The 23,476-nt window shown below is 33.8% G+C and carries 23 protein-coding genes and 1 riboswitch; all 23 genes read right to left on the reverse strand.

What is annotated here, in order from left to right; translation table 11 throughout:
- Positions 1–6: 6 nt before the first annotated feature.
- On the reverse strand, positions 7–1,035 hold the full coding sequence (locus AC4QJR_RS23195; RefSeq protein WP_496524325.1) for a glycosyltransferase family 2 protein: 1,029 nt from the start codon (positions 1,033–1,035) through the stop codon (positions 7–9).
- An 85-nt stretch (positions 1,036–1,120) separates the two neighbouring features.
- The gene (locus AC4QJR_RS23200; protein WP_496524326.1) at positions 1,121–1,471 is read right to left on the reverse strand and encodes a helix-turn-helix domain-containing protein; all 351 of its coding nucleotides are present in this window, start codon (positions 1,469–1,471) and stop codon (positions 1,121–1,123) included.
- A gap of 41 nt (positions 1,472–1,512) precedes the next feature.
- The gene (locus tag AC4QJR_RS23205; protein ID WP_496524327.1) at positions 1,513–2,694 is read right to left on the reverse strand and encodes a DegT/DnrJ/EryC1/StrS family aminotransferase; all 1,182 of its coding nucleotides are present in this window, start codon (positions 2,692–2,694) and stop codon (positions 1,513–1,515) included.
- Complete coding sequence (locus AC4QJR_RS23210) at positions 2,695–3,345, reverse strand: acetyltransferase (protein WP_496524328.1); 651 nt, start codon at positions 3,343–3,345, stop codon at positions 2,695–2,697.
- Positions 3,342–3,956, reverse strand: a complete 615-nt coding sequence (locus tag AC4QJR_RS23215) for a sugar transferase (protein ID WP_496524329.1) — start codon at positions 3,954–3,956, stop codon at positions 3,342–3,344. The genes AC4QJR_RS23210 and AC4QJR_RS23215 overlap by 4 nt, the downstream gene beginning before the upstream one ends.
- A gap of 32 nt (positions 3,957–3,988) precedes the next feature.
- Complete coding sequence (locus tag AC4QJR_RS23220; protein WP_496524330.1) at positions 3,989–4,138, reverse strand: YwzD family small protein; 150 nt, start codon at positions 4,136–4,138, stop codon at positions 3,989–3,991.
- An 18-nt stretch (positions 4,139–4,156) separates the two neighbouring features.
- The gene (gene galE / locus AC4QJR_RS23225; protein WP_496524331.1) at positions 4,157–5,230 is read right to left on the reverse strand and encodes a UDP-glucose 4-epimerase GalE; all 1,074 of its coding nucleotides are present in this window, start codon (positions 5,228–5,230) and stop codon (positions 4,157–4,159) included.
- Between the two features lie 24 nt (positions 5,231–5,254).
- On the reverse strand, positions 5,255–6,454 hold the full coding sequence (locus tag AC4QJR_RS23230) for a glycosyltransferase (protein ID WP_496524332.1): 1,200 nt from the start codon (positions 6,452–6,454) through the stop codon (positions 5,255–5,257).
- Positions 6,455–6,523: 69 nt separating this feature from the next.
- The gene (locus AC4QJR_RS23235) at positions 6,524–7,675 is read right to left on the reverse strand and encodes a glycosyltransferase family 1 protein (protein ID WP_496524333.1); all 1,152 of its coding nucleotides are present in this window, start codon (positions 7,673–7,675) and stop codon (positions 6,524–6,526) included.
- Positions 7,676–7,684: 9 nt separating this feature from the next.
- A complete protein-coding gene (locus tag AC4QJR_RS23240) occupies positions 7,685–8,755 on the reverse strand; it encodes an EpsG family protein (protein WP_496524334.1) in 1,071 nt (356 codons plus the stop codon).
- 54 nt (positions 8,756–8,809) lie between these two features.
- Positions 8,810–9,703 carry a glycosyltransferase family 2 protein gene (locus AC4QJR_RS23245; RefSeq protein WP_496524335.1) on the reverse strand — a complete coding sequence of 298 codons (894 nt, stop codon included), beginning with the start codon at positions 9,701–9,703 and terminating at the stop codon, positions 8,810–8,812.
- Positions 9,704–9,708: 5 nt separating this feature from the next.
- Positions 9,709–10,818, reverse strand: a complete 1,110-nt coding sequence (locus AC4QJR_RS23250; RefSeq protein ID WP_496524336.1) for a glycosyltransferase family 1 protein — start codon at positions 10,816–10,818, stop codon at positions 9,709–9,711.
- Entirely contained in the window at positions 10,803–11,954 is a 1,152-nt protein-coding gene (locus AC4QJR_RS23255) for a glycosyltransferase family 4 protein (protein ID WP_496524337.1), read from the reverse strand. The genes AC4QJR_RS23250 and AC4QJR_RS23255 overlap by 16 nt, the downstream gene beginning before the upstream one ends.
- A gap of 94 nt (positions 11,955–12,048) precedes the next feature.
- Complete coding sequence (locus tag AC4QJR_RS23260) at positions 12,049–13,875, reverse strand: polysaccharide biosynthesis protein (RefSeq protein WP_496524338.1); 1,827 nt, start codon at positions 13,873–13,875, stop codon at positions 12,049–12,051.
- A gap of 467 nt (positions 13,876–14,342) precedes the next feature.
- A complete protein-coding gene (locus tag AC4QJR_RS23265) occupies positions 14,343–15,008 on the reverse strand; it encodes a CpsD/CapB family tyrosine-protein kinase (protein WP_496524339.1) in 666 nt (221 codons plus the stop codon).
- Positions 14,986–15,714 (reverse strand): YveK family protein, encoded by a 729-nt coding sequence (locus AC4QJR_RS23270; protein ID WP_496524340.1) that lies wholly within the window; start codon positions 15,712–15,714, stop codon positions 14,986–14,988. The genes AC4QJR_RS23265 and AC4QJR_RS23270 overlap by 23 nt, the downstream gene beginning before the upstream one ends.
- Positions 15,715–15,952: 238 nt before the next feature.
- Positions 15,953–17,752 (reverse strand): ABC transporter ATP-binding protein, encoded by a 1,800-nt coding sequence (locus AC4QJR_RS23275; protein ID WP_496524341.1) that lies wholly within the window; start codon positions 17,750–17,752, stop codon positions 15,953–15,955.
- A 12-nt stretch (positions 17,753–17,764) separates the two neighbouring features.
- The gene (locus AC4QJR_RS23280; RefSeq protein WP_496524342.1) at positions 17,765–18,952 is read right to left on the reverse strand and encodes a nucleotidyltransferase domain-containing protein; all 1,188 of its coding nucleotides are present in this window, start codon (positions 18,950–18,952) and stop codon (positions 17,765–17,767) included.
- A gap of 22 nt (positions 18,953–18,974) precedes the next feature.
- Entirely contained in the window at positions 18,975–19,427 is a 453-nt protein-coding gene (locus AC4QJR_RS23285) for a lasso peptide biosynthesis B2 protein (protein WP_496524343.1), read from the reverse strand.
- A 39-nt stretch (positions 19,428–19,466) separates the two neighbouring features.
- Positions 19,467–19,766: a lasso peptide biosynthesis PqqD family chaperone gene (locus tag AC4QJR_RS23290; protein ID WP_496524344.1), complete on the reverse strand. Its 300-nt coding sequence runs from the start codon at positions 19,764–19,766 to the stop codon at positions 19,467–19,469.
- 3 nt (positions 19,767–19,769) lie between these two features.
- A complete protein-coding gene (locus tag AC4QJR_RS23295; RefSeq protein WP_496524345.1) occupies positions 19,770–20,699 on the reverse strand; it encodes an aldolase in 930 nt (309 codons plus the stop codon).
- 186 nt (positions 20,700–20,885) lie between these two features.
- A complete protein-coding gene (locus tag AC4QJR_RS23300; RefSeq protein ID WP_496524346.1) occupies positions 20,886–21,017 on the reverse strand; it encodes a paeninodin family lasso peptide in 132 nt (43 codons plus the stop codon).
- Between the two features lie 14 nt (positions 21,018–21,031).
- A complete protein-coding gene (locus AC4QJR_RS23305) occupies positions 21,032–22,972 on the reverse strand; it encodes a lasso peptide isopeptide bond-forming cyclase (protein WP_496524347.1) in 1,941 nt (646 codons plus the stop codon).
- 387 nt (positions 22,973–23,359) lie between these two features.
- Positions 23,360–23,473: riboswitch (SAM riboswitch) on the forward strand.
- The last annotated feature ends 3 nt before the right edge of the window (positions 23,474–23,476 follow it).

Here is a 23,476-nt window from a genome sequence, read left to right on the forward strand (position 1 = left end):
CACCAATTAAAGATTAATACGTTCTAAACCAACTGGCTGAGGCAATACATTAATTATTCTTAGCACTTTTTTACTTAATAAAAATAATACATTTACATATGGATGAATACAGAACAAGAAAAGTTGTGTTTTTAAATGTTTATCCTTTTTTGAAGCCTTTTTTAAATGTTCATTATTATTTTTAATATAAGCCTGTATTTCTTTGCGATATACGCTACCTTTATCCATCTTTCTATTAGCTAACAATAAATTATAATGAATCAAACTCATCTTTAATATGGCCCTGTAGGAATCCTCACTTAACTCTTCGTAAAAAGTTTCAATGAAGGAATGTCTTTCTTTTAATCCTTTGATTATATCTAAGTTCCTTGGTGTATATGTTGAAACGATGCTATCTTCTCGTTGATAATAGTAATACAACGGATTATTTAAACAAACGAATGCTTTTACTCTTTGCATAACATGATGAGCCCAAAATACATCTTCAAACAAGGCACCTTTTTTAAAAGGAATATCTTTGATTAGCTTGGTTTTGTAGAGCTTGCCCCAGGCAAAGTTTTTGACCATATTGTTTCTTACAAGTTCATACATTAATGATTTATTATCCAGTACTACAGACAAGGGTTTCTGGTTAAAAACTCTATTGTCAAATAACAAGTGATCATCATATGCATAATAAAAAGCTGATTGCACTACTTCAGCCTGATATTTAACACTTACTCGAACCAGTTCCTCAATCATTTTCCTATCTAACCAATCATCACTATCAATAAAAAGGGTATATTCTCCAGTAACAAACTGCATACCATAATTTCTAGCATCCGATAATCCACCGTTTTCCTTATGGAAAACTTTGACCCGATTATCCGTTATTGCATAGCTTTCTGCAATCGATCCACAATTATCAGGGGATCCATCATTCACAAGAATAACTTCTAAATTTGTATAAGTTTGTTCCAAAATACTTTCTACACATCTTTCAAGATATTGTTCAACCTTAAAAATCGGAACAACCACACTTACTTTATTATTCAAATAGTATCCGCCTACCTTCATAATTTTAAACGGAAAGGAAATGGTGAAGTTGGCCAGATCCAGAGAGCTTGAAATTTCAAAATGATTACTTTTTTATATCCATATTTTGATTCTGCCACTTAATAAATTCAATTAATTGTTTAAAATCTTGAATTTGATGTTTTTCAATTCCCGATTGTTTAAATTCGTTTGCTAAATCAATCCACTCTTTATCTAGTATTTGATGTTCTTCTTCGATTGAACCTGTTTTAATAAGTAATTTTAGATCAACATCCAAAACACGGGCAATCTTTCGTATCACTTGGATGGAGGGATTCTGGTTTAAGTTTCGCTCAATATTACTTAGGTAGGACTTTGAAATACCCGCACGCTCTGCAAGTTCTGATAAGGTAAAGCCCTTTTTCATTCGAATTTCATATATATTTCTTCCTATCATTGGCATATACCCCGTTTTTGTCTTCTAAAATTTTCTTGAGATTAAACATATTTCTTTCTTTCATTCGCTATAGTTACACTATCTTTTATACATTTAATAATTCTCATTTGGTCATCTTCAGTCATATTAGACCCAGAAGGTAAACATATCCCATTTTTAAAAAGGCCTTCGGAGATATCTATTTTTTCACTGTGTGGATAATATTTAACACCCTCGAAAATCGGCTGCAGATGAAGCGGCTTCCAAACAGGTCGTGCCTCAATATTCTCCTCAATTAAGGCTTTTAACAAATCCCCCACAGAAACTCCTGCTTCTTCTTCATTTATTGTTAGGGCTGTAAGCCACCGATTGGATAAAGTATTTTCTAGTTCAGGCATGAAGTAAAAACCAGGTAGATCAGCTAATTCTTGATAGTATCGATTAAAAACATTTCTTCTCGCTTTCACACGTTCATTTAAAATCCCTAATTGGGCTCTTCCAACACCTGCAAGGATATTGCTCATTCGATAATTATATCCAATATTGCTGTGTTGATAATGTGGTGCAGGATCCCGAGCTTGTGTGGCCAAAAAGCGCGCTTTTTTTATTGCTAATATATTGTTCGAAATAAGCATGCCGCCACCTGAAGTTGTGATAATCTTGTTACCATTAAATGAAAAGACTCCAAAATCCCCAAATGTACCGCTTGCTTTCCCTTTATATGTAGAACCGAGGGATTCCGCTGCATCTTCAATGATTGGAATATTGTAATAATTGCAAATGGAAGCTATCTCATCCATTTTTGCACTTTGCCCATACAAGTTCACAACGATGACTGCTTTTGGTAGATTTCCTTCAATTAATGCATCTTTAAATGCCATTTCTAATGCATCCGGTGACATATTCCACGTTTCAGGCTCGGAGTCAATAAATACTGGATTTGCTCCCTGATAAATAATCGGATTTGCACTGGCAATAAAGGTGAGGCTGGAACAAAAAACAATGTCACCCTTTTTTACATCTAATAAAGAAAGAGCCAAATGAATTGCTGCAGTTCCTGAACTAACAGCAACAGCTTCATTGGCTCCTACATATTTTGCTATTTCATTTTCAAAGGCATCAACATTGGGTCCGAGTGGAGCAACCCAATTGGTTTCAAAGGCTTCCTTAATATATTCTTGCTCATTTCCACTCATATGTGGTGATGAAAGGAAAATTCTTTTTTTATTTGTTGTATTTATCAATTAATTCACCTCTACTCTTATTGGATTAACTTTTTTTATCTTGGCAGGAATACCCACTGCTGTACAATGTTCGGGAATATCCGTTATGACCGTCGCCCCGGCACCAACAATTGCCCAGTCACCAACCTTAATGTTCGGGATAATTGTTGCCCCCGCGCCAATATAGCCGCCTTCACCTATTTGGACAGTTCCTGTTAATGTGGTTCCTGGGCAAACATGTGAATAATCACCTATTATACAATCGTGCTCGATTACTGAGCCGGTGTTTATTATAGAATGAACTCCAATTCGTGAATCAGCATTTATTACCGTATGAGGCATGACAACTGTGCCAAAATCAATCTTGGCACTAAGACTAATAACAGCAGATTTATGAATAACAGAAAGATAATTCTCATCAGGAAGGTTTAGTTTCTGAACGATTGATTTTCGAACCTTATTATCACCGATCGCAATGACAAATTTTAAATCATTAAAATGTTCAACCAGTTGTGTAGCAGATGAAATTGGACCGCAATAAATATTTTCAACAAGGCCTACATTATCGTATTTGTCATCTAAATATCCGACAATGTCATTTTCTTGGTCTGATAAAATCATATCAGCGATTACTTTACTGTGACCTCCACGACCAATCACCACAATTTTCATCCATGTCCCCCTCCAACAGTTGAGCTCGATCCCTTAAAGCTTTCCATTGTAGCGTTACCTGGTTGATTTATTCCTTCGGAAGCAGCTACTTTGAAGACAGTTAAATATAGGATTTTCATATCAAGGAAAAAGGAACGATTGTTTACATACCAAACATCCAATTCAAATTTCTCTTCCCACGATATTGCATTCCGTCCATTTACTTGGGCCCAACCGGTTATGCCAGGTTTAACATTATGCCTTTTTGATTGCCTCTTACTATATAAAGGAAGATAATCCATTAACAATGGCCTGGGTCCAACTATACTAATATCACCCTTAATGACATTAATTAACTGAGGAAATTCATCTAAACTATATTTTCTTAGAAACTGACCAAATGGAGTCAGCCTTTCATAGTCTGGTAGTAATTGACCTTTTTGATCTTTATCATTTGTCATGGATCTTAGTTTATATAGGTAAAAAGGTTTTCCAAATAATCCAGGACGCTGCTGTCTAAATAGAACAGGAGATCCTAACTTTACCTTTACCATCAATGCAATAATGATAAAGATGGGGGAGAAAACTGCTAACAAAACTAATGAAACTGCGAGATCAAACAATCGCTTCAATTCATCCCATCCCCTACAATAAATTCTAAAGCTTACATCTCACTTTTTAATGAAATAATTTGTTGTTTAATTTCCTCTATTAATTCTGTTACTCTAATCTTTTCATTTTCCTGAGCACTAGAAATTGTTTTATATAATATTTGTTGGAATTTCTGTTCAGATAATAATTTAGATTCTCCCATTTCTCTACCTCATAAGAATTAATTTAATATAAAAAAATCACCACTATTTACTAAATGGTGATTTTCCTCATTTACTTTTCTATTTTTATATCCGTTGGGGTTTTTCATCTGCCATTTCCATGAATCCTCACACATTTCTTTAATACTTTTCTCAGCCACCCATCCAAGCTCTTGTTTTGCTTTTAATGGATCTGCATAACTAACTGCGGCATCACCAGGCCTTTCATCTACAATCTTATAATGTACCTTTTTCAAAGATGCTTTTTCAAAAGCCTCTACCATTTCTAAAACGCTATAACCCTTACCAGTTCCAAGATTAAATGCATCAATACCTGTTGATTTTGAAACCTTGTCAAGTGCTCTTAAGTGTCCAACAGCCAAGTCTACCACGTGAATATAATCTCTGATACCAGTTCCATCTTTGGTTGGATATTGATTTCCAAATATACTTAGTTCCTTTAGCTTCCCTACAGCAACTTGTGTAATATAAGGCATTAGATTATTAGGAATACCATTTGGATCCTCCCCAATAAGGCCACTCTTATGTGCACCTATTGGATTAAAATATCTCAAAAGAGCAATACTCCAAGCACTATCTGATACATAAAGGTCACGTAGGATTTCTTCAATCATTAATTTTGTTCGACCGTATGGGTTGAATGCTCTTAGCGGGAATTCTTCTGAAATAGGAAACTGCTCTGGTATTCCATAAACGGTTGCGGATGAACTGAAGACCAACTTTTTAACATTATGTCTTTTCATTACTTCACAAAGTACAATCGTCCCTGTAATATTATTATGATAATAATGAAGCGGAATACTAAGAGATTCACCAACCGCTTTTAGGCCAGCGAAGTGTATAACAGCTTCGATATCATTTTCCTCGAAAAGTTGGTCTACCTTCTCCTTATCCAGTAAATCAATATAATACGTTTTAAACTTCTTACCTGTAATTTCACTTATTCTGTTCAGGGATTCTGGTTTACTATTAACAAAATTATCCAAGATGACAATTTCATGACCAGCATTTAACAATTCGGCACATGTGTGGCTGCCTATATAGCCAGCCCCGCCTGTAACAAGTATCGCCATAAAATCATTACCTCCACTATATTCTTACGCCTCAATTAAGCTATATAACTTTTCAATTTCATTTTGGTTCCCATAATCCATTGATAGGACATTAGAAATGAGTTTCCTTTTAAGATCATTATTTTCTATTAATCTTTGAATTCCATTCACAATTCCGGTAATATTTTGTTCAGTAATTAAAGCATCTATTCCATCTCTTGCCTGGCTTTTTGCTGTTGGAAAATTCGTGATGACAACCGGTTTACCTAATATTTGAGCTTCTCTAATCGTCACAGCCTTGCCTTCATATCTTGATGGCTGTACATAAATATCACATGATTTAATATATGGATATGGATTTATTTTTTTCCCCAGCAGGAAGAACCTATCTGTTAGGTCTAATTGATTGATGAGTTCCCTTAAATCAGCTTCAAGGGGACCATATCCAACCACATACCATTCAACATCGTACCCCATTTTTAATAATTCTTTACATGCCTTTATTGCATGATCTAACCCTTTTGCATGTGTTAGGCGCCCAACTGTTAATAGAATTATTTTTCCCGGAGTCTTTTTTATTCCTTCAGGTTGGTCTTTATCCGCTTGCTTCCTAATAAATACTGGAGACAAGATATTTTCTATAACCATTATCTTTTGTTTTTGGTCTGGAAAGATATTTAGGAATGTATTTGAACATTCTTCTGAAACAGCAACAATATTATCCAGTTTATTCCACATCTTTATTTCTAGTTTCTGGTTCAAATGGATATTTGAATAATCGGTATGTATCCATCCAATCTTCTTTTTTGCTTTTACCTTTTCAACTACAAAATGATGTGGCCATAGAAAACCTATGGCCACATCATATTCTTTATTTAATTTTGGAAGAAAGGGATTAGCCATTTCCCAACCATATTGAATAACAAGGTAGCCTGGTTCATCAAAACTTTTTAATTTCCCGTGTATGGAACCAATATATTTTGCCATGATTCTTGAAAGCGCAACTGGATAATGACCATCTTTGGCTATTTGAGCGATTGGCATTCTGAAGGTAGTATACAAAGGAAGTTCTGGTAATAACTTGGGACCAGATGGTAAGAATGGGAGGAATTCTCCTTCATGTTTAAATAACATTAAGTCTACTTCGTATTGGCTGTAATCAATGTGATTTAGTAATCCAATTAGACTTCTTTCTACACCACCTATAGCCAGGTCAAAAGATGTGATTAATATTTTCTTTTTCATGCTATATTCCTCACTAAAATTAATATATTATGGTGCTTTTAAGTCCCGACATTACAGGATTCACCTCAATCAACTAACGCCATATAACTTGATCCAATCATTGACGTTATTTTGAATATTGTAGCCACGTTTGGATATTTCTTCATTAATTAACCTATTGTCTGGTCTCTCCTTATTTAAGGCCTCTTTCACTTCAGAGCACCAAATATCTAAGCCTTTATCGAGACTAACATAGGATGTTAAACCTAATCCCATATCGGTTGTTTTTGGTACTGTATTGGAGATAACACATGGCGTTCCCGCACATTGGGCCTCTAATGCGACAATACCAAACCCTTCAAACTTTGAAGGGAATAAAAATATATCAAATACGTTCATAAGTCTTGGTATATCTTCCCTAACTCCTAAGAACTTTACATTTTTCATTATCCCTAACTTTTGTGCCTCTTTTTCAACCTCTTCTTTTAGTGGACCTTCACCTATTAATAAGGCAACAAAACGATTGTCTTTTTCTAATAATTTTTCAATAATTTTCAAGATAAATAATTGATTCTTTGAATCTGAAAATCGGCCTACATGGCCGATAATCTTGGCGTTTTCAGGTATCTCTAATTCTTTAGAAATACTTTTCCTATGGTTGGTTCTTATATTTGCATATTGGGTGATATCAATACCATTTTTAAGAATATTCACCTTTCCATCATTAATCATATTTTTACCATAAAGAAACTCTGCTGCTTCTTTACTACAACTACAATAATCGGTTGCAGAATATCTAATGATTTTCTGGAGGATTTTTAATATAAGTTTTTCAGAACAACGATTTCCTTTATGCCAATTGTTACTATGGGAATGGCAAATTCTTTTCTTTATCCCACTTATTTTTGCAGCTAAAGCTGGAAACCCACTTTGAAAGTCTGTATGCGAATGAACGGCAATAAAAGGACTAGTGGACATAATTTTCATTAATTCTTTTATATAAGCAAATGGTCCAATCCTCCCCAAACTAGGAATTTTAAAAATCCTTCCCCCTAGCTTAATAATCTCCTGTTCATAATCCCCTTGTTTACTTGAATGTGATATAAAGTCAAATTGAACTTTTGATCTATCCAAATTTCTATATATATTCATGATTAGGGTTTCTGCTCCGCCGCGTTCCATCGAGCTGACAATATGTAAAATTCTCTTTGTTTCTTTTTCCATTAGTTTTATCACCTCCATTGGAGCCTCTTAATGAAGATAGTCGCTTTTATAAATAATGTTCAAAGATATAACACTTTCATAGTAATAATAAAGAAAATAACAGATCAAAAGGACATAATAGATAACCCTTTGATCTTTCTCATCGAAAAGCTTTATAACCCAAGAAATTAGGATTAGTTGATATAGACTAAAATAAATTGAAAATCGAGCAAATATCCAATTTTGGGTTGATACAATCATGAAAACAAAACCGATTATTGACATATTTACAATAAAATCACTTTCAGGGAATATTTTTCGTAATTTTTCTCTCCCAAAGTAGGCTATTACTAGAGGAGCCCCATTCACCATAACCCTCATTATGTTTGCTCCTCCTTCATTAAAATTCTGGTAGTGCCCATACTCGGTGTCTTTGATGGCTGAAAATAATACGGCCGAAAATTTATCAAAACCAAAAACAATGACAACTGAGCATAATAAAAGGATAAAAGTAGCTCTTGACCATGCTTTATATCGAACAAGAAAATATATTGGAATTAATACTAAAGCACTCTCGTGAAACGTGGAAGCGAAAAGAACAACTAACAGGTATCTCATCCAACTGCCATTAATTAAAAACTTTGTTGCAGCGAATATAATCGCTGCAGCTAGACATTGTCTCATTCCATTCATGGATGTTAAATATAATCCACCAGCAATATAAATATACGTACTTAGTTCAAACATTCTCGAGTACTTATACAGAACAATAACAATAAGGATATTTGTAATAATGGCAGTAGTAAAAATCAAAATCTGAGGATCATCAGAATAACTTTTTAGAATCCTTTGTAAAACACCAAACCCCATGTCTTTCTGGGATTGAATATATTCCCAAGAAAAATCATTCATTTCATAAATATGCTTATAAAAAAACGTATCGCCAATATTGGATCGAAGACCTGAAATCAAAGCAAGGGATAACATTACACCAAATGCCAAGAGTTTATTTGGCTTTATCGGCACTGAAGAATACATTCCTGGTGAAGCAACAGCAAAGTATCTTGAAAAAAATGACAAAATAAAAACTATGGCAAGATTAATCCATAGAATAGTCATAAATATTATATTCCCTTCCGTAACTTTTATTTCAATTAGAGTTTTCAGTAATGTTTAACCTGCCTCCGGTTGAGTTGCCTTTGCATTAATATAAAAGTATAATAAAATGCCGAAAGGAATTGCCAAAAAAGTAAGGCCTTTAACTGGTGTATCACTTAAAAGTTTCCAATTCTTTATCATTAGATTACTTGAAACATAGTGTATGGCCTGCCTAAACTTAAACGAGAAACTAGTAAATGGTAACTTCATTAACTCTAAACGGTAGAAAGCAAAGCCTCTTGGATTCTTACGATACTGATTAAACATATTTAACGAAGATCCATCAGGAAGATATTCCACGCAACAAAGCACTTCATTTAATAATAACAATTCATATTGCTTATCGAGCATATAGTATTTGTAGGCCAAGCCTACGTATTTTTCGTTTTCAAATAAAGGGTATGGATACTGCTTTGTTAATTCGGTTCGATAAACAAGCTTTTTGTCACCCGTAACACCATGTTTGCTATATAAATCAAACAATGTAGAGCTTTGAAGATTTTCAGGTAATTTCGTTCCTATTATTGTATTGTTAGTATAGGAGTCTAGACCAATTATTCCACTGACTCTGTTACTACCGTACATTTTCCAAAAGTTAGTAATTTTTTCAATGGCTTTTTCAGGCATGTAGTCATCAGAGTCAATACACACATTTAATTCAGTTTCAATGAGCTCATATGCTGTATTATGAGCCCCATGCATACCCTGGTTTTTTTGCCAATGATATTTAATCTCTATCTTGTTCTCCTCAATCCAGCTGTTTACTAACTCCCTCGTATTATCAATTGACCCATCATCAATTATTAACCAAACAAAATCTTTACACGTTTGACGAAGAAGGCTTTGATAACATACATTGAGGCAATATGCTCGATTATAAGTCGGAGTAAATACAGTCAATAATTTCATTTTATTCACCCCGATATACTTAAGTAAAAGTCTTCAATATTGCTTGCAGTTTCCCTTATGTCATACCCTTGTTTTGCAATTGCACTAGTAATATTTTTTCTACCCAACTGCGTAGATGAAATTCCCTTGATTTTTTCGATCCATAAACTTTTATCTGATAATGGAATAAAATCAACTAAATTACTTCCTAAATCAACTTCTCGAGATATATTATCAGATATTAGACATGGTAATCCGGATCCCTGGGCTTCAATTAATGAGACAGGTAAACCTTCATGTAAAGAAGGAAATACAAATACGTCAAAAGCTTGTAGTAAACGCTGTATATCACTTCGAATCCCAATAAACCTTACCTTATCCTTTAAATTCAAATACTCAACCTGTTTCTCCATATCTAAACGTAACGGCCCATCTCCAACTAATATTAATATGGAATTCTGGTTCACCTTGTTAAATTCGGAAAAGATATCAATAAGGTATGTATGATTTTTCTGATGAGCAAATCTACCTACATGCCCTACAATAAATACATTTTTATCTAACTTTAATTCTTTTCTTATCTCTTCCCTAACTTTTTGAGAAAATACAAATTGTTCACATTCAATTCCATTTTTTAAAATTTTAGTAGAGTGTGATTTTTTCTTAAAAAGCCACTTAGCAGCGTAATTGGAGCATGCAATAAAATTTGTTGTATTTTTGAGGATAAAATTCCCAGCATACCACTTATATACTTTTGAAGCGATCCCTCCCTCGCTACTAGTATTATGGCTATGGGAAATGCGGATAGGTATACCAGCCCGTTTGGCTTCACGGAGAACTAAACCAGACATCTTATCCATGTGTGAATGAACAATTTTATATTGATTATTTGAGATAAAAAATTTATTTAGTTCTTTGACGTATTTAAAATGACCTACTTCCGAGATATATTTGATTCTGTGGATCTTACCGCCCATTTTTAATATTTCATTATCAAATACCCCTTCTTTACATGTAAGAAAATCAAATTGAACCTTCGATCTGTCTATATTCCGATATAGATTCATAATCAAGGTTTCAGCACCACCACGATTCATATTGACAACCACATGTAAGATCCTTAATGGATTGCCCAAATTACTTCCTCCATTTCACCCATATAATTTCTATAAATCCGGCTCTTTTCTTCAAGAACTTTTTGGATACAAAATATAGATAGAATCTTGTTCCGTCCTTCTATTCCAAATTTGGTTTTAAGATCACTATTATTTGCAAGAATCTTTATTTGTTCTGAGAAATCCTTTGAATTATTCCTTACTAACCAACCGTTCTTGCTATTTTCAATTAGTTCTCTATGGCCCCTGTTATCATTTGCTATTACTGGCAATCCACAGGCCATTGCTTCCATAATATTTACTGGAAGCCCCTCTCTAAGACTAGAGGCAACTGCTATATCACTCAACTTTAGTAAGATATCAATATCATTCCGATACCCAAGGAAGTCAACCATTTCATCGACGCCTAATCTATGAGAGAGTTTTTGGCATTCTTGTAGTTGAGGTCCGACTCCAGCAAGTAATAGTTTAGCATTCGGAACTTCATCTTTTATTAAGGCTAATGATTCAATCAGTAATTTTTGATTTTTATTCATATTAAATTCGGCGGCGTAAAACATTAAAAAATCTTGAGTATTATACCCAAGTCCTTTTCTTAAAACAGATTTATATGTTTTATCAACTGGCTTATAAAAGTCTGTATTCACCCCAACGCCATGTATATGTTCAATAACTTTAGCTTTAAACCGATGATTCTTTGAAATGGTAAAATCTTCTTTATTAATCGTAATCAGGCAATCAGTATACCTTGAGAGGGTTCTTTCAATTGGATAATAAAGCATCCAGTTTGTGAGTGGGGCACCTTTACAGAAATGGAACCCATGGGCTGTATACAATACCTTAGTTCCATTTTTTCTCGCCTCCCTTGCTGCTAACCTAGTAAGAACTCCTCCCATCGGTGTGTGGCAATGGATTATTTTATACTGATTATTATCGATTATTGATTTAAGTTCTTTATAAGCCAACATATTTTTTTTATTAAAAGGAGATCGTTGAATTGGAATATTATATTTTCTGTCTACATATGGAAGTTTAATATCACCACGTGCTACTACATGTACTTCCCATCCTTGCTCTTTAAACCACTTCAAATATGGCAAATGGAAAGCCTTGAAATGAAAATCCACGGTTGCACAAAAAAGCACCTTTTTATGCATTTTAATCATCCACTTTCTATTTAAATCTAGCTGGAGGAAATCTTGTAGCTGTAGCAGCTATAATTGTTTTTTAGCATTGATTTCTTACATTCCTCTAAACTGGAACTGATAATTTTGATTTTTGAATCGCCTTATAGTTAGCTAGGTTAATCAATCTTTTCCTAATTTCCTCATTTTCAAGGTTTGAGTATGTTGAGATAATCTCTTCTATTTCTTGTATTAATAGTTCAGAAGTTTTCCCAATATAAATTTTTGGATAAATTTGCTCTTCATGGACTTCATCCTCTTTTAATAATTCTTCAAAAAGCTTTTCCCCTGGCCTCATTCCAGTAAACTCTATCCCTATTTCATCAATGGAATTTCCTGATAGTTTAATTAGATTTTTAGCCAAGTCAACAATTTTCACAGGATCACCCATATCTAAAACAAAGATTTCTCCTCCTTTAGCAAGTGAACCGGCTTGAAGTACTAGCCGCGATGCTTCCGGAATTGTCATAAAGTACCGAACCATATCAGGATGAGTGACCGTGATAGGCCCTCCACTTTCAATTTGTCTTTTAAACAAAGGAATGACACTTCCCCTACTTCCTAAAACATTCCCAAAACGAACAGCAACAAATTTGGTATCACTTACACCGTCCATATACTGGATAATCATTTCGGCAAGCCTTTTGGTCGAACCCATTACACTCGTTGGATTCACTGCTTTATCCGTTGAAATCATGACGAATGTTTTTACTCTATTCCAACTAGCTGCCTCAGCCGCGTTCATCGTTCCAATTAAATTATTTTTTACGGCTTCTTCAGGATTAGCCTCCATTAGTGGAACGTGCTTATGTGCAGCTGCATGATAAACTGTATCAGGTTGATATCTACTCATAACAAGCATCATTTTCTTTGCATCCTGTAAATCTGCAATTACTGGAATAAATTCAATTGTTGTATTCTTGAAGGTCTCCTTTAATTCCATCTCAATCGAATAGATGCTATTTTCACCGTGACCTAGCAAGACTAACTGACAAGGATTAAATTTTGAGATTTGTCGGCATATTTCTGAACCAATCGAGCCACCAGCCCCAGTAACTAAAACTACTTTACCTGTGATATTTTCAGAAATACTATTAATATCTAACTCTACTTGCTCTCTTCCCAGTAGATCCTCTACCTGAACATCCCGAAACTGTTTAATAGATACTTTTCCTGTCATCAGGTCCTCAAGCATGGGAAGAATTTGCGTTTTCGCACTTGTTTTTGCACATTCCTGAAAAATCATATTTAATTCCTTTTTACTAAGTGACGGAATGGCTATGACAATATTGTCGATTTCATACTCTAGGACAGTAGCTTCAATCACTTTAATTCCTCCAATGACTGGTAATCCTAAAATATCAAGTCGATGTTTTTTTTCATCATCATCGATAAAACCTATTGGCATTAGATCAGCATCATTATTTTTTAGAAGTTGCCTTGCAACCATCATTCCTGCAGATCCCGCACCAACAATAAGAGTTCTCTTTTTATTACCTACTTTATCGAGGTATGAATCCCTAAACATTCTCCAACAAAAACGTGAACCTCCGATAAAAGACATGTTGAGTAACCACGTTACAGTGAGTAATCGGAACTGTATTTCTCGGACAAAGAGTTGCTGGACAACAGCTGCAAATAGGATGGAGATTGTTATAACCTTTAAAATACTAAATAACTCACCAACACTGGCATATTCCCAGGCTTTTTTGTATAGATGGAATTTGAATGAAAGAAAATAATGACTTAGTAAAATTACAACAGAACTTAATACAATTGGAAAAGTAACTACATGAAAAGTTCCATTGACGAGGAAACGGCTAAAGAAAATAGCCGTTAAGACAATACACGAATCAATAAATATGAATAAGGACAATCTTTGTCGATAAGTCATTCTGTCCCCCCCTTTTATAAAGAATTTTTTTATAAAATACTCTATTCAACTTTCATACTTCTTAATTTGATAGCATTTTCTATTAACTTCCTTATTTCTTCAAGCTGATTTTTTGGTGCATCTTGCTTAATGTACCTAACTGCTTTTTAATTGATTTAGGATAATTATCAATGTTCTTCATTTTTTCAACTCCTTAAAATATAAAAATGTTAATTAAATGATCTTCATAAAGAACACATAATTAACATTTTTAGTTAATTTTTCGGGCATCTAACCCGTCCTCACATCACACTACCGACGACCAGCGTCTAAGGTCAAAGACCCACAGCATGACCGAGTACCCCCATCGATAACGGCAAGGAGACATCACCAGAATTTGTTTTAATTTTAATAAACAACAAAAAATTCTAAATAACGAACAAAAATCAAAAAAATTTTTAACTAATCTACTTCCCGATATGGATTTACTATTTGTTCATAACCACCCCAACTAATTTTGCTTTTGCAAATTCTAACACCTTTTTAGCCTCAGCTGCTCTTTCAAATTTTGTTTTACCGTTTTGAATGACCAATATAACTCCATCACATTGATTTGCTAATAGTTTTGTATCTGTTACCTCTAGAAGTGCATTGGAATCTATTAATATTGAAGCATATGATTTTAACGCCGTCTTCAGAAGTTCCTCCATCCTATGAGAGCCCAATAATTCAACTGGATTATACTGGATAAGCCCACTTGATAAAAGATCTAATCTTCCGATTTCTGTATGTTGAATAGCCTCATAGAAAGATACTTTTCCAGTAAGAACATCTGTTAACCCTGTGGAGTTAGACGTCTTAAAAAAGGTATGCAAAGCAGGTCTCCTTATATTTGCATCGATCAAAAGAACCTTCTCTTTCTGTTGTGCCATTGAAACTGCCAGATTAGCTGCAGTAGTTGACTTACCTTCACCATCACTGGGTGATGTTATTAGGAATATCCGACTTTTTTCTTCTGCCATAGAAAATTTAATATTTGTTTGAATCGTTCGAAATTGCTCTGATATTCGGGATTCAGGATGGGAGTAGGTAACGATGGTCCTTTTTTTAGATGCTGACAGTGCTTTTCGTTTATTTATTACCAATGCTCTCACCCCTTATTTCTAAATCATACTGCATATGACTGGTTTTTCTTTTAACACTTCTTTTGCTTACTTTTGGTACCCTTCCCAATACAGGTAACCCAAGCAATAATTCAATCTCTTGTGTTGAACGAATCCTATCATCTAGGGACTCTAATAAAAACGCTAATCCTATTCCAACTATTATCCCACCAACAACCGCTATAAATAACTTATTATTGTTACTTTGATTAATAGGTGATGTGCTTACTTTAGCATCCGATAATAGCCTTACTTTGTCTTCACCGATTATATTTGGTACTTCATTCCTAAATACTCGGGCTGTTTTATCCGCTATTTGTGCAGCTAAAGTAGGATCCTTATCTACTACACTAATACTTACTACCTGTGATCCATCAACACTCTCAACACTTATTTGACCTGCCAATTCCTCAGCGGATTTATTAAGAGCTAGTTCTTGAATCACTTTTTCTAAAATGATTGTGTCTCTAATTATTACCTGAAGAGTTTTTCTAGATTCTTCATCTGCACCTATTATGATCCTGGAGGAAGATTGAAAGAGTGGAATAGTGGTGGTGTTATTTTGTATTACCCCTACTAAACTAGCAAGAATCGTAACTACAATGATTAACCAAAATCTCCTCTTAAGAACTTGAAATATTTCTTTTAAATTAATTTCCTTAGCTCGTTTTTTGTCGACTTTGTTATACTGATTCATTAAACCACCTTATTGTAAGACATTAAGTAATAGGGTTTACTTATTTGTTCTAAATGAAGAACACCCTTATTAAAAAACCTCAATTATCTAAGTAGGAAACACTCCTTATTTATGTAATAAGGATATATACCTATCTAATATTTATATATATCATGTTAGTTCTTTAAAAAGAACATGTCAATAATATTATTAAAATAGTTTAATTTTTCTTATAAAAAACGAGTACATTGCAATAACATTAAACACTGACCTCCATTTGTTTCCTAAGCAAACTACTAAACATTCCTCTCTTTTCATTTGCAAGTTGGTTGAATTCCCCTTGTTGAATAATCTCACCATGATCCAACACAATAACTTGATCTGCATTTCTTATGGTAGATAGTCGATGGGCTATAACAAGGATAGTCATCGTTCCCTTTAACCTTTCAAGAGCCTCTTGAATTTTAGATTCATTTTCTGTATCTAAGGCACTAGTTGCTTCATCAAGTACAAGGATAGATGGTTTTCGTAGAACTGCACGTGCTAAAACAAGTCTTTGCCGTTCCCCTCCTGATAACTTTATACCTCGATCTCCAATGAGAGTATCAAGACCATTTGGTAACTTTTTAATGAATTCAGCTGCTGCGGCAAATTCTAGTGATTCCCAGATATCCTCTTCACTTGCATTTTGATCAATAATTAACAAATTTTCTCTTATGGTGGCATTAAATAGAAATGGATCCTGAGGTACATAGCTAATTGACCGTCTTAACTCAAGTAATTTATTATGAGTTAGAGGATTACCGTCGATTAATACTTGACCATTCTCAGGTTGATTGAGGCCCATTAACAAATCAATTAAAGTACTTTTCCCAGCACCTGACCTACCTACAATCGCAGTCATTCGATTTGCAGGTACCAGTAGATTTATATTTTGCAATGCATTTGTTGGTTCAGCAAGATTGTATCTGAAACTTACGTTTCTACACTCCACCCCTTTCTTTAATGAGATAGGTTTTACAAGATGAAGTTCCCCCTCATTTAGCTCCTTAGATTCATTACATTGGTTTTGCAATTCGATTAATGCTTTAAAGGAAGGGATAATTGATCCTAATTGTTCCAAATTAGATTGTATCCCGCTAAACCTTGGCCATAACCTGGAAAAAATGACGATAATTAGCATTAACTGTGCGGGTTGTGCTTGAAATATTTTTATCGAAAAAAACATAAAAGCTGCTATCAAAAAAGCTGAAACAACCTTGTATATAAATTGAGATATTGTATTCAATTTAACTAACTTTATTCTATTTTCCTCCATTTTTTGGCTTAAGGCCCGAAACCACTTTAAATGAGATTCCTCTAGCATGTTACTTTTAATATCCTTGATTCCATTAAAATGGTCAGTAATACCTGCAATATACCTTTGGGAGAGGTCGTAGGTTTCCTTTCCCAATTTATTAGATTTATTTATTAATTTCCGGGAAAAAAAGATAATAGCTATTCCAAATAATAGGACAAATACTGTCAATTGTGGAGATAACCAAAATGCTATCCCTAACTGAATCATTGTAAATACAAGAGACGTTAGAAATTGAAGAAACATATTTGTTCCAGCACTAACGAGTGTTATTTCATTTGTCATTAAATTAATAATATCTGACTTTCTTTTATTTAGGAAAAACGCCCAATTCGCTTGAAGTAAAGACTTATAGATATCTTCTCTTAAATCACGAATAAAGTTTTGTTGGATTTTTACATTTAAGATTGTTTGCTTTCTCTGGAAAAAGCTCTGCCCGACAATTAATAAGATATATGCACTCAAAATGAAAATTAAACTCAATGATTTTGGAAATATATGAAAAAATGTAGACAACCAAGATATTGACGGAGCTGAATTAGAGTTTACATCGATTATTCCACTAAGATTTATCAAAGGTATTAATAATAAAATACCAACCCCCTCAAATAAACTGATCAATACCATTCCTACTAAGTTTAAATATAGAATTCGGCCTGATAAGGAATGTAAACGTTTTGTAAAATAAAAAACCTGTTTCATAACCATATCCTCCTATGATAGTGCATGGTACTTGGTTTTCCTCCAAGCCCATAAAAAGGGACGTAGAAGAAAATATAAAAAGTGCAAGTAATTGGGTAAGGGCAATGTTTGGGCATCTTCAGGGTATGGATACAAAAAACTCATAATAAAGAAAAACCTTTGCTTTTTAGACATTAAACAAAATAAATGACGTTTATGATATTTTGCTATATCCTTAGGAACAGGTTCATTATGTAGATTCACCATTTTTTCTAAATAAAAGACAGCATCCTGAGCTAGTCTTTTTGGGCGGTTACCTGTAATAAATGTTTTCATTTCTTTTGTAATAGGAGTGCCTAGTAATTGTGATGTTAAAAAAACAGCCTGTCCCCCAACATCGAGGTAATTATACTTTTTTAATAAATTTATAAGTTCTCTCCAATTAGTACCTTGTCTTAAGATTTGATTTATATCTAATAACCAGCGCAGGCGAGACCAACCATGACGTGCACCATGAGAAACAAGAAATAAAAATAAATCCTCTCTTCCCAAATAATAGACAGGATAACTTGTTAATGAACTTATTCGTTTCCTCTTCCACAAATCCTTAAAGCGTGGCTCTTTCCCGGGACCAGGGTTTAATCTCCAATGAATTTCTAGTTTAATCTTTTTTTGAGGATGTACGTATGTAACATGATGATGTCTCCACTTCCAATCATTTAGTACTGTTTTAATATAGTCATCTTTTTCATAACCATTTTTTTTTAGAAGTTCTTCTGCTTTGTTCAAATCATTTATTGAAATTAGAAAATCTAAATCTCCAGATGTTCGAAGGGAAACATCACCATAAAGATCTTCACCAAGTATCGGACCTTTTAAAAAAAGGAGACGTATATTATTATCATTGAATAATTTACCAACTTGCTCCATCTCAGCGCTAAAGCCCAGCATTTGGTATGTATTCATCATGTATGTTTGGCTAATTGTCTGAACTACATACGGAGGAATCAAACTTTTATTAATCTTTTTCAATTTACTATTTAATAGAGGAAACACACGATGGTGCATGGTTAATTCAAGAAATAACTCCCAATTTGCAGCTTCTAGTCTTTTCTTTAGGTCAGCTGGATCATGTTCAACATCTTCCATCTTTAAAATATCTATAATTAGCTGTAGTTCCATAGGGATTTGAGAAACATTGAGACTGAAATTGTTCTCCATGGCTGACTCCTTTATTATTTTATCAACGTATTTTTTTTCCAAATTTGCTTACAACAACAAATTGGTCCATAACTTCTGCACCTGTTATGTAGAAAGGGCCACTGCGCAGCCATGCGTGAGCAATCAATTTTCCAGTCTTATCTTTTGCAGTCCCTAAGTATATGGTACTTTCTATGTGGCGCCTTTCCAACATTTTCATTGCTGCAATTGCCTTAACTAGACACATGCTTTCCCAAAAAGTATAACGACTCATTAAATTAACTGCTTCAGAAACATTTTTAAGAAGCTGTTTTTTAGATTCATCTAAATTTAAGGATGTTTCATTCATGTATTCACCTAATGAAGGAGCAACCTTTGCAAAAGACATACTTTTAAGTATACGAGCCCAACCCAGTAGAAAAAAAGCCTCGATTAAAAGTAACTTAAAATTCATACTCAATAATAAAAAAATTCTTACCATTCTCAACACTTTCATTAGCTGCTCCTTACTTATATTTAAAATTAGGTTGCTAGATTATATACTATCATTTATTTCAATTAAGCCTTCTTCTAATAATAGTTCCAAAAAAGAAATCACTTGTTCCTCACATTCGGTCTGAGTTACATTAAAATTTGATAGTAATTTTGTCACCAATTGATTAACTGAAGTCTCTTCCGCAATAAGATCCCAAATACCCCCACCAATTTCACCTAAGTTATAGTACTTTCCGTTTTTAACACTTAGCATCACTTTTTCTCCACCCATATTACTAACAAGATTTCCTTTGATTTGTATAACGGAATGACCTAATGAGATATTTCCACTTCTAATCATTGCTTATTCTCCTTTGCTGATTGTTTTTAATATTTGCGAAACTATTTGAGTGGAACTTGCTCCAGAAACAGGACGATGTATTTGGTAAATGTCTATCTTATCAACAATTTTTGCTGTTGTCTTAAAGTGCCAATCCATGATCCCTAAATTTTGAATAAAACAATTTTGATAAGTATTGTAGTAAAGTGTATAAAATCGTTCTAAGTTATTGATTGGACAAATTTCAAATTCATTATTCTCAGTTTTTATTAGTTCAAACACTCCTGCAAGGGGAATTTGCTCAGAAATAAACTTCGAAGCCACTGGAATACAGTACTTATTTTCCCTACCATATATTGGTCGATAGTCATTAGATTCCATTCCAAGAATATTTAGACTATCTTGCCATAGCTTTTGCTGTGGATATGATGGAGTTACATATGGAATAGAGTCATTCTGTGATAACGTTATTGCTATTACGTCGTCACTAAGAAGTTGATATCCGTGATTCAAGAATGCGGATGCCGTTGTAGACTTCCCAGCTCCAGAATTACCCACAAAAGCATATGCTTTTCCATTAATAGCAACCGCACTTCCATGTAAAGGAAATACTTTTCTTTGCATTAATATTGCACCCATACAGGTTCCAAGAATATAAAGTCTTATCACGTCTTCTTCATTTTCTTTCAAAGGTGAAACCGAAATTCTATTTCCATCTTGGATAGAGAAAGTTGCAACATCAGGAACTTGAAACATCACTAGATTTTCTTTAATAACAAAAGCATTATTATAATCCGATAATTCGTACCATTCTTTAGTTAAATCCTCTATTTTCACTTCAATATCGATTGATTCTACCTTATTCTTTATATGAGGTAATTCAGGTAAAAGAATCTCACTTATGACAGAAAAACCAAAGGCCTTATAAACCACTTGTTTTTTAGTTTCTATCACTCTATTCACTCCAATATTTCAAAGGTTATGTTAAAAGCCCTTATCATCTCTTTAATCATAAGGGCTTTTAACATGTATACTTCTATAAAAAAACTGGATCTACAAGGTTCCTTATGTACGGTACCCTAGCAGATTGAATTATGAAAAAACATTTAACTAAATCTGTTCTTACTTTTTTTCTAACTCTTAACAGAAAGTTAGATCAGCTTTTGGAGTGTTTTCTGGAAAAGCTGCATCAGTAAAATCCCCATCTTTTCCAAGCATTGTCATTTTTACATCAAGCACTTGTAATTCTGGTTTCTGCCATTCTTTTTTCATCTTCTCACCTCCTTTCAAGGAAATTTTTTTATAAATCGGTATATAATTAAACTGCGCATTAAAATTTTATATTCTGGATCAGTGGCATATTCAGGCTTTGGGCCTTCTTCAACCTTTAGTAATGCTCTCTTTATCACTTGACGATCTAAAAATTTCAATACTCTTTTATCTTCAATAAGTTGATGTAGTTCATCCTTAAAATCATTCCAATATGGAATCATCCGATGAACCCAATCAGCCCCCTGGACCCCCCGAATACTTTGGTTTAATCGAACCTTGTCAGGTAAATAGTTTTCTGTGGATCTTCTTATAAGAGCCCGATCCATGCCATTTTGAACATATTGATCTTCTGGAACAGATAGGCAAAAACGTACAACACGTATATCATTTGTTGGATCCCGCTTTGATAGTAAGTAACGTAATGATAGTTTTGCAGCAAGAGTATTCCCTGCATTCCAGATAAACATATTCTCAAAATGCCTTTTTCTTTCAGTATATATAGTTGATGTAGGAAACCATCCAGATTTTTCTATGCCATATTTTTTTAGCTTGTTATAAATATCAGTATGATTGGCAAATTCCGTATTAATTATTGTAGGAAGTTTATAAGGAGTACCTTGCTGAAAAAATTTGTCTATAACCGGAAAACCTACTCTAACAATATCCGGTAACCTACGTAATCTTGCTCCGCCAACCTTTTTACAATATTCATCTAATTCTTGATAAAGGCGGTACCATTTTAACCTCTTTAAAAGCATCGAATAGTAATCCATGGCGTAGCCCCAAGAAATACTGAAATTCCCTCGATCACCGTTTAATAATAACCCTACTCCTTCCTCACTGGCTCTCTCAAACATTCCCTTTAACCAGAAGGAGTTCTCAAAAAACTTGTATGGCATCTCCAAAACTTCCAGTAAACTGTCGATTTCTAAATATGAATTCCTTCCATCAAAATCCAGGTAGGAATCTTTTATACCCCCAACATGTTGTACAGTTGATTTAATAAATGGTCTTTCATCAGCCAATAATTGCTTTGGTGTAAAATCTACAAAGTCTTTTGGAGGGATGTAACTAAAGGTATGTAAATTTTTATTACTTTCCCGCATAGCTTTTGCGGCGAAGCTAACAACAGCTCCCGAATCTAATCCACCGCTTAGTTGTGCCCCCACATTGAGATGAGTACGTAATCTTGAGGTGACTGCCTTTTGGAAAACATCTTGAAAGGCTTCAACATATTCTTCATCTGATTTTAGATTTAATTGTTTTTCAGGTATTAAATTACAATATCTAGTAAACTTAATTTTATTTCCAACTAACGAAATGCTATGAGAAGGAGGTAGTTGTTCAATATTTTTATATGGTGTAATTGATGTATTTACCGCATCAATCGTTCCCGCCAATACCAAGTATTCAGCAAGCCACTGCTCATTAAGTTCCATCTCAATATCAGGTAATGATAGTAGTGGATGTATTACTGTACAAAATGCAAATCTCTGTTTATACCGATAAAAATAAAGGGTTCGTGCCCCAGAAAAATCCCTCGCACCAAAAAGTTTATGTTTTCTCTCATCCCAAATCATGAATGCAAAATCCCCAATTAGATATTTCGGAGATTCCTCTCCCCATTTATGATAAGCAAGCAAAATTAGTTCACTGTCAGTGATTTCTTTTCTTTTCCTTTTATCAACTTGTAATCTCTCAAACAATTCATCTCGATTATCTATAATCGCATCAGCTGTAATGGCTAACTTCCGTTCATGGTCATAATAAGGAAGCTTTTCACCAACAGACTCCGGTGTAATCCACTGTGCATGACAGCCAAGAAAGACTTTGTCGTTATGCCAAGTTTGAATATCATCTGCCGGATATTTTTCTAATTCTTTCATCATCCGGTTTCCGTGCTCTAGATTGATTGGTTCATCGTTTAAATGATATATTCCGGCTATAGCGCTCATCTTTTCCTCCTGCTATACATTTCATCAGTTTTACAATTTTTTAATCGAATTATAGGTTCACTAAATAGAACACCAATTCCATAATTAACTAATAGAAATTATTTTAATTTAATTTCCCAAAACTATGGTATAATTTTATCAACTTTATGTATCACAACTAATAAATTAGCACTGCATAATACCTATAATAGTTCTTTATTAAGAACAATTTATAACCTTATAATAAATCCATAAACTACCACTGTCAACAAGTTTTCAATTAACTATTTATATATTTTTTTATAAAGAATTTCCGTCTAGTTTCTTCATTATTATGTTTTACTTTAAAAACGATTTGACATAACACGAATTTTGTAGTAAATTTTATAAATAATCTAAATAATTGTTTTCTTATCAAGAGAGGTTGAGGGAAGGGCCCTGCGACACCTCAGCAACCTTCAATGTTTATTCTCATTGAAAAGGTGCTAAGTCCTGCAAATTTACTAATTTGCTAGATAAGAAGAA

The organism is Neobacillus sp. BP17 (assembly GCF_059579525.1).